Annotated in this window: 7 protein-coding genes; 1 reads left to right on the top strand and 6 read right to left on the bottom strand. The window is 73.2% G+C overall.

Features of this window, described 5'->3' with window-relative positions:
- From VFZ20_RS13800 to dacB, 3 genes are all read right to left on the bottom strand, one after another.
- Window positions 1–314, bottom strand: a 314-nt coding sequence (locus tag VFZ20_RS13800) for a hypothetical protein (protein ID WP_329684477.1), incomplete at its 3' end; no start/stop codon positions are given.
- 253 nt (window positions 315–567) lie between these two features.
- Window positions 568–1,914, bottom strand: coding sequence for a S41 family peptidase (locus VFZ20_RS13795; protein WP_329684476.1), 1,347 nt, complete (start codon window positions 1,912–1,914; stop codon window positions 568–570).
- A complete protein-coding gene (gene dacB, locus VFZ20_RS13790; RefSeq protein WP_329684475.1) occupies window positions 1,911–3,446 on the bottom strand; it encodes a D-alanyl-D-alanine carboxypeptidase/D-alanyl-D-alanine endopeptidase in 1,536 nt (511 codons plus the stop codon). The genes VFZ20_RS13795 and dacB overlap by 4 nt, the downstream gene beginning before the upstream one ends.
- A 27-nt stretch (window positions 3,447–3,473) precedes the next feature.
- Here dacB and VFZ20_RS13785 point away from each other — a divergent pair, with 27 nt between their 5' ends.
- Entirely contained in the window at window positions 3,474–4,388 is a 915-nt protein-coding gene (locus VFZ20_RS13785) for a GGDEF domain-containing response regulator (protein ID WP_329684474.1), read from the top strand.
- Window positions 4,389–4,753: 365 nt separating this feature from the next.
- Here the strand turns inward: VFZ20_RS13785 and VFZ20_RS13780 are convergent, their stop codons facing one another.
- The 3 genes from VFZ20_RS13780 to VFZ20_RS13770 all read right to left on the bottom strand — a co-directional run.
- Window positions 4,754–6,694 carry an Ig-like domain-containing protein gene (locus VFZ20_RS13780; protein WP_329684473.1) on the bottom strand — a complete coding sequence of 647 codons (1,941 nt, stop codon included), beginning with the start codon at window positions 6,692–6,694 and terminating at the stop codon, window positions 4,754–4,756.
- Window positions 6,691–6,861, bottom strand: coding sequence for a hypothetical protein (locus VFZ20_RS13775; RefSeq protein ID WP_329684472.1), 171 nt, complete (start codon window positions 6,859–6,861; stop codon window positions 6,691–6,693). Before VFZ20_RS13775 ends, VFZ20_RS13780 begins: the two co-directional genes overlap by 4 nt.
- Before the next feature lie 275 nt (window positions 6,862–7,136).
- Window positions 7,137–7,649: hypothetical protein (locus VFZ20_RS13770; protein ID WP_329684471.1), on the bottom strand; the 513-nt coding region annotated here is incomplete at its 5' end.

The following is a 7,649-nucleotide window of genomic DNA, read 5'->3' as shown; positions in this document are numbered from 1 at the left end:
GCCGTGGTGCCGTCGTAGCCTTGGCGCATCTCGCCCATCCCGGGGATGCTCATCACCATCAGCATCTTGTTGGGGCGCGACTGCCACATCTCCATGGTCATGGTCATGCCGGCGGCGGGCATGGACATCTCGCCCCGCATGTGGCGGTGCGTGGCGCTGGCAATGGCGTCCGCGCCGCCGATGGCCTGCATGTACGCGTCCACGATCTGCCGCGCCGCGGGCAGGTCCTGCGCGTGGGCCCTGGGCGCGGGGGCCAGCGAAGCCGCCACGCCGGCGAGCACCAGGGTGCGGATGAGGTTGGTCTTGCAGATCATGTCACGTCCTCAGAAAAAGAGAGTGCAGCGGCCGCATCCCCCGGCCGCGAGGGTTCCTTCCCCGCCGGGCGGAGGCCTTCCCCGCCCGGTCCGTCCATCGTCATCGGCCCCGACCCCAGTCGCGCCGATCCGTCGTCATCGGCGGATCCGACCCGAGCCGGTCGCCGATCCGTCCTCGTCGGCCCACCCTCGTCCTCGGTCGAATCCCATCCGTCGTCAGCCGATCATCGTCGCCGGTGCCCCTTGTACGGGGTCAGCGCCCCGCCGGATTCGCCTGGGCGGCGATCCACGCCACGGCGGCGTCCAGCGCGGGGTCGTGCCCGGCCAGCAGCGCCGCGCGCGTGGGCGGCGCGGGGGTGTCGGGGATCACGCCGTCGCCCTCCCAGCGCACGCCGTCGGGCCCCACGAAGTCGGCGATGGCGTGCAGCAGCACGTCGCCGTTGGGCAGCCGCGGCATGAGCGCGGGGAGCGCCTGCCCGCTGCTGGGCACGCCGAACACGCGCGCCCGGCCCAGCGCCTTCATCCCGCCCGCGAAGAACTCCGACGTGCTGGCCGTCCGCTCGTCCACCAGCACGGCGACGGGCCCCGCGAACGGCGTCACGGGCCGCGCGTCCGGCGACACGCGGCGGGGGTTGATGACCAGGTGCGCCACGTCGCGCCGGGTGAGCATGGTGCCCAGCGTGTCGCGCCGGTCCACGAAGTGCCCCGCGAAGCCCGGCGCCATGGCGCCCAGCCCGCCCGGGTTGCCCCGCAGGTCCACGACGATGCCGTCCATGCCCCGCAGGGCGTCCACGGCGCGGTCCAGGTCCTGGGCAATGGCGGGGAGCCAGATGGGAAAGCGGATGACGCCGATGCGCCTGCCGCCCGCCTCCACCTGCTCCGTCTCAACCCGGGCCAGGATGGGCGGCAGGTTGCCCAGCGTGCTCATCCGCCCCTGCAGGGGACGAAGGACGAGCGCCACCTCCATCCGCCGGTCCGAGCCGTCGCGAAAACGGGCCCGCACGGTGTCGCCCGCCGTGCCCTCGAACCCCGACTCCATGGCGGCGGAGGCGTGGTAGGCAAAACGCCGCGGGTCCGCCGTGCCGGGCAGCCGGGCCAGCGCGTCGCGGATGCGCTGCTCCGTCATGGCCCCCGCCTGCTCCACGATCCAGCCGGGGTGAACACCCGCCGCCTCGGCCGCGCCGCCGGGAAGCACGCGCGTCACCAGCAGGGCGTCGTCCACCCAGCGCAGCTCCAGCCCCGCGTCGCCCGGGGGGCCCGTGCGCTCGGACTGCGACGCCGCCAGCGCCTCGGCCGCGTCGCCGGGGATCACCACCAGGTGCGACGCGCCCAGCCGGTCCAGCATTCCCTGGATGACCGTGCGCAGCTCCGCGTCGTCGCGGGCGGCGCGGGCGCGGGGCAGCAGCTCGTCGCGCGTGGCCCGCCAGTTGACCCCGTTGAAGGTGCTGTCCCAGTAGGTGCGGTGGATGATGGACCACGCGGAGTCGAACGTGGCCTCCGCCAGGGCCGGGTCCAGCCCTTTTGCCTGCGCGCGCGCCGCCGGGGCGAACGCGCAGCCGGCCAGGGCGAGCGCCGCCGCCGTCAGCAGGGTGCGCTTCATCGTCCGTCCTCCGCCGCGATGGCCCGCACCACGTCGTCGATGGCGCGAATGCGGTCCGCCTGCGCCGCCTCGCCGTTCCCGATGATCACGAAGATCAGCTCCCGCCCGTCACGCATCGTCAGGTACCCGCTGAGAGAGTTCACGCCGCCGATGTAGCCCGTCTTGGCCGCCACGCGCCCCGGCAGGTCCTGGAACCGGCTGCGCAGCGACCCCTCGCGCGCCGCCGAGACGGGGAGCTTTTGCCGGACGACGGCCAGCCGCGGCGTCCGGCGGACGTAGTCCAGCAGCCGGGCCAGGGCCCGGGGCGTCACGCGATTGCCGTCGGAGAGCCCCGAGCCGTCGCGCAGGACGAAGTCGGCGCTGTCCACGCCCACGACGCCCGTGAGAAAGGCGCGCTCCAGGGCCAGCCCCGCGTCCCAGCTGCCCTGCCCCCGCACCTCGCGGCCCAGCGTCTTTACGAGCACCTCGGCAAAGAGGTTCTGGCTGTTGAGCAGCACGGGGCCAATGGCCTGCGGCAGGGGCGGCGAACGCCAGTCGAAGACCGCCGCCGATCCGCCCGAGACGGACGCGGACGGGTCGGAGACGATGCGGATTTCGTCGCGGGCCACGTCGATGCCCCGGCGCTCCAGCGTCTCGCGGAATACGGTGCCCGTCCAGCGCGCCGCGTCGTCCACGGCAAAGTGCTCCTCGTCCGCGCCCGCGTCCACGGGCACCTGCCCCACGGCGCGGACCTCGCCCGGCGCCGTGCCGCGCTGGAGGTCGATGGTGCGCGAACCGCCGGACGCCACCGTGCGCGCCTCGTTGCGCAGGCGGTACGCGCCGCTGGACGGCTCGGCCGTGACCCGCGCGGGGGTGCCCGCGGAGGCGCCGGGGCGCAGGGTGACGTCGATGGAGTTGTCGTTGAACAGCAGGGCGCTCACGGGCGCCGCGTACCACCACAGCCGGTCCGCGGGGTCCCAGTCCGGGCGCACGTACTCGCGGTCCCACCAGCTCTCGTCGGCGATGACGCCGCCCGTGACGCGACGGATGCCGCGCGCCGCCAGCGAATCGGCCATGCTGTCCAGCACGGCCGTGCGGTCGCCGAAGTACCGCCCGCTGATCATGGGATCGCCGCGCCCGTACAGCACCAGGTCCCCCTGCAGCACGCCGTCCACCACGGGGCCCGTGGCGTACACGCTCGTGCGGAAGCGGTAGTCCGGGTCCAGGTGGTGCGCGGCCGTCGCCGTAACGACGAGCTTGAGGTTGCTGGCCGGCACCATGGGCCGCGCGGCGTTGCGGGCGTAGACCACCGTGCCCGTGGCCGCGTCGCGCACCTCGATCCCCCACGTGACCCGGGAGATGGACGGACGGGACAGCACGGCGTCGATGCGCCGGGCCAGTGCGTCGCGCGCGGGCGCGGAAGTGGCGTATGCGGGTGAATCTGCTACATTCCCCGCGGTCGATGCCTGCGCGGCGAGCAGCACGGGGGCCGCGAGGGCCGGCAGCAGGGCCGCAACGAGGCGGCGTGGGGCAAGGGACCGGATGGACGACACGAGGCGTATGGCCCGGGTGACGGGGGGATGAGCGAAATCCTGTTCGCGGACGACGACGAGGCACTGCGCCGCATGGTGGGCGACCTGCTTCGGCACGCCGGACACACGGTCCGGGTGGCCGAAAACGGGACCCTGGCCCTGGCCGAGGTGCGCCGCCAGCCGCCGGAGCTGGTGATCCTGGACTACCGCATGGGCCGGCCCGACGGGTTCACGGTGTGCCGGCAGATCAAGGACGACCCGCGCACGGGCCACCTGCCCGTGCTCATCCTCACGGGGCAAAGCACCATCGAGGACCGCCTGGGCGGCTTCGAGGCGGGCGCCGACGACTACCTGGCCAAGCCGTTCGACGCGCGCGAGCTGCTGGCCCGCGTCACGGCCCTGCTGCGCCAGTCCCGCCGCGCGCTGGACCGCAATCCCACCACGGGGCTGCCCGGCGGCGAGGCCATCCAGCGCGAGATCGACCGGCGCCGCGAGAGCGAGGCGCCCTTTGCCGTGGTCTACTTCGACCTCGACGACTTCAAGCCGTTCGCCGACCGCTTCGGCTTTGCCGTGGCCGACGAGGCCATCCGCGAGGCCGGCCGCGCCATCAGCGCCACGGCCGAGGGGCGCGGCGACGCGTTCGTGGGCCACGTGGGCGGCGACGACTTCGTCCTCGTGTGCCCCGCCGGCGAGGCGCGCGAGCTGGCCCGCATTGCCCGGGCGCGCTTCAGCCAGGCCCTGCCCCGCCACCTTCCCGACGACGCCGTACGCGAGGGCGTGTACCGCGCCGCGGACCGCGCGGGCGTGGAGCGCGAGTTCCCGCTCACGCGGCTTTCGGCCGCCGTGGTGCGGGTGAACCCGGCCCGGTGGACCACGCTGGAGCGCCTGGGCGAGATCGTCGCCGAGGCCAAGCTTCGCGCCAAGGGCGCGGGCAGCGGCGGCGTGGCCGAGACGGAATTGTAAGGCGTTCGAGCCGCAAATGTAACCGCCCCCGTGGGTTGCGCTCAAGGCGCGGCCCGCGGGGGCGTTCTTTCGTTACGATTCTATCGCGACAACGGGGACCCTCCCGCGTGTCATTCTGAGCGGAGCGCCGTCGCGATCCGTCCCGTGCAGGAGGGCGCGGAGCGAAGAATCGGGTCGCGCCGAGCACGGCACTCGCCCGTGCACGGGCCCCTCGCCGGGGAACTCAGCGCGCGGGCGGGATCACGCACGCCCGCAACCAGATTCTTCGGTCGCCCGGCGCCTGACGCATCACGCACGGGATGGATCGCGCCGGCGCCGGCCTCGCTCAGAATGACAGCACGGGACAGAGGGACAAGGCGCCCCGCCTACGGCGCGACGACGACGAACTCCGTCGGCAGGCCCGCGGCGGCCACGTCCCCGGGGCCGTAGACGACGCGCTGCAGCAGGTGGTCCACCGCGCTGATGCTCTGCACCCGCCACGTTCCCGCGTCCGCCGCGGTAAACTGCAGCCCGCACTCCACGCCCAGGTCCGTCACCCGCTCGCTGGAGCCCTGCGCGCATGCCAGCGTGCGCGTGGCATCGTCCCCCCTCTGGAAGACCACCTGCACCTCGCGCACGCCCGCCTCGTCCACCGACTCGAACGCGTACAGCCGCACCTGGAGCGTATCCACCCCGGCCCGCACCGTGTCCGGCGCGAAGCTGAAGTGCGTGAACCGCGGCGCCACCGTGTCCGCCAGGGGGCTCACTACCTGGAACGTCGTCCGGAACCCCGCCGAATCCAGCGCGGCGCGCGTGTACGTCCGCCGGTTCTCGTTGCCGTCCCGCAGCGTCACGGAATCCACCGTGAACGTTCCCCCGTGAAAGAACGAGGGGATCATGTTCTGAAAGGTGAACGGCACCGTGAGCCCGCGCTGGGCGGGCACCATGCTGCCCGCCCACCGCATGGGCGGGTTGCCGCCGCCGCTCACCCACACCACGGGGCCGGCGGGGCCCAGCAGGTCGTCCGTGGCCACCACCACCAGCTGCAGCATGCGCGCGTCCGCCGTCACCGTGTCCTGCACGATGCGCAGCGAGTCCAGCGTGGGCGCCTTTACGTCCACCACGGCGCTCTGGATGTGCACGTGCGCCGGCGCGCCGGCCGCCAGCAGCTGCGCGTGGGTCACGCGGCGGGTGCCCATCGTCACGCTCTCCACCCGCCACGCGCCGCCGCGCACGCCCGTCCGCGGCACCAGCCCGCAGCGCCACTCCATGGGGCCGCCCGGCACGGGGCTGGGATTGTTGATGGCGCACACGCCGGACCCGCCGTCCGGGTGGCGGATCACCACCTCCATGTACAGGGGCAGCCCCGGCGGGCCGCTGTACGCCGCGCGAAACCGCAGCGAGTCCAGCCCGTTCGCCCGCACGGACGGGGTCAGGATCTCGAAGCGGTCCACCGTGGCCAGGGGAAACGCGCCGTCGTCCACGATCACCCGCACGCTGCCCGTGCGCCCGCCGCTGCTGGCCGTCACCGTCGCCCCGCCCGGCCGCACGCCCGTCACCACGCCTTCCGCGTCCACCCGCGCGATGCTCGTGTCCGACGACGTCCACGTCACGGGCGCGCCGGCCACCACGCCGCCGGCCAGGTTGCGCACCGTGGCGGCCAGCGGCGTCGTGTCGCCCACCACCACCGACGGGCCAATGGGCAGCACGCCCACCCAGCCGGCCTCCGCGCGCACGGGCGCGGCCACGTACACGGTGAACGCAAAGCGCGTCACCGTGCTCGGCATGGTAAACCGCCACTCCTTCGCGGCGCTCGTGTCGCCCGGGGCCAGGATTCCGTCGTACTGGAAGTACGGCTGCCCCGCCGCGCTGAAGAACGCCGCGCCGTCCTCGTTCGCCACCGCCACGGGCCCGCTGCCGCCCGTCGCCGTGGGCCCGGACGCGAAGAAGATGCGCACGCCGCTGGGCGAAGGCGTCTGCCCGTCCGTCGTTCCCAGCGCCTGCGGCGTGAGGTTCTCCACCGTCACGTTCACGCGGAACGTGTCCGCGCCGTCGTAGCTTGCGCCCGACGACGCCAGCCGCACGTACACGCCCTGCCCGCCGATGACGGCCGCGTTCACGCCTGGCACGGATACCCCGCCCGCGCCGCCGCACGCTACGGTTCCGTCCGCGACGGACGCCGTGCACGTCACGGCCGCCAGCGCCGACGGCGGAAGCGGCGCGGGTCCGTCCGGCGCCGCCGCGGGGTTGCGGTCGGCGCAGGCGGCGAGCGCCAGCAGCCCGGCCACCAGGATGGACGAGCGAATACGTGTGATGGAGCGCATCATTGGATCGAGATGGAAACAGGGATCGGCGGGATCGGCGGAAACATCCGGTGAGAGAGCATGATCTTAGTTGTCGACATCCATCGCGGCAACGGACGGTCCCTGCCTGGCGGCTCGCCATCCAGCCCCGGCATCGTTTTCCCGATCGCGATCAGGTGGATGATGCGCATCGGCGGATTCCGCGCTCCGCCGCCGACACTATGCCTCTTCGAAAAAACGCGGATGCCGTCCCCTCGCCGAAAGCAGCCCCTCTACCAAGGGACGCCGTCATCCTGCTGGTTCCTCCGGTCCGCGACCGGCCGTTGCGTGGCAGAGATCCAGCGCTTCCCACCTCCTCCAGCAGCGTTGAGAGAGGTGGGCGGGCTCCGCGAGCCGGAGGGGGCGTTCACGAAGGCCTGTCGCGCCGGGTCAGCCCGAATCTCGTTCAGGATGCGTGTCTGGCGCATCATCCGCCCGTGGTGCCCAGGAACCGCGCGGGGATGGGATTGGCGTCGCTCTCCACGTCGAACACCATGTTGGTGATCCACCAGCGGTCCTGGTGATAGATCAGCTGCACGCCGTTGATCCCCCGCTCCACGATGTCCCCCTTGGGACCCGTCAGGCGCGTCTCGTACGTGCTGAACACCTGCGCGATCGAGCCGAAGCGGTCCAGGTGGAACCCGATCTCCCGCTCCCAAAACCCGTCCCCCGTCTGGTAGCCCGGACCCGCCGCCCGGATGAACGTCTCCACCGAGAGGTTGAAGAGCCGGGGCTGCCCCGTGGACGGGTCCGTCTGGAGAAAGGCGAGCTGCGCGCCGCCCAGGAACAGCGAGCGAAAGCGGTCCCAGTCGCGCGGCCGCGCGGCGGGGCCGGAGATCACGTCGTACAGCGCCTCGACGATGGCCTGGGGCGACCGCACGTCCGAGGGCCGGGCGGGCGGCGGGGTCGTCGTCTGCGCGCTCAACGGCGCGCCCACCAG

This window comes from Longimicrobium sp. (genome assembly GCF_036280135.1).
Taxonomy (GTDB): Bacteria; Gemmatimonadota; Gemmatimonadetes; order Longimicrobiales; family Longimicrobiaceae; genus Longimicrobium.
This window is presented reverse-complemented; position numbering and strand designations above follow the sequence as displayed.

What these genes read in the sequence shown, in the direction of transcription:
- VFZ20_RS13780 (WP_329684473.1), bottom strand. Translation starts at nt 6,694, where the DNA reads ATGATGCGCTCCATCACACGTATTCGCTCGTCCATCCTGGTGGCCGGG.
- VFZ20_RS13795 (WP_329684476.1), bottom strand. Translation starts at nt 1,914, where the DNA reads ATGAAGCGCACCCTGCTGACGGCGGCGGCGCTCGCCCTGGCCGGCTGC.
- VFZ20_RS13785 (WP_329684474.1), top strand. Translation starts at nt 3,474, where the DNA reads ATGAGCGAAATCCTGTTCGCGGACGACGACGAGGCACTGCGCCGCATG.
- VFZ20_RS13775 (WP_329684472.1), bottom strand. Translation starts at nt 6,861, where the DNA reads ATGCGCATCATCCACCTGATCGCGATCGGGAAAACGATGCCGGGGCTG.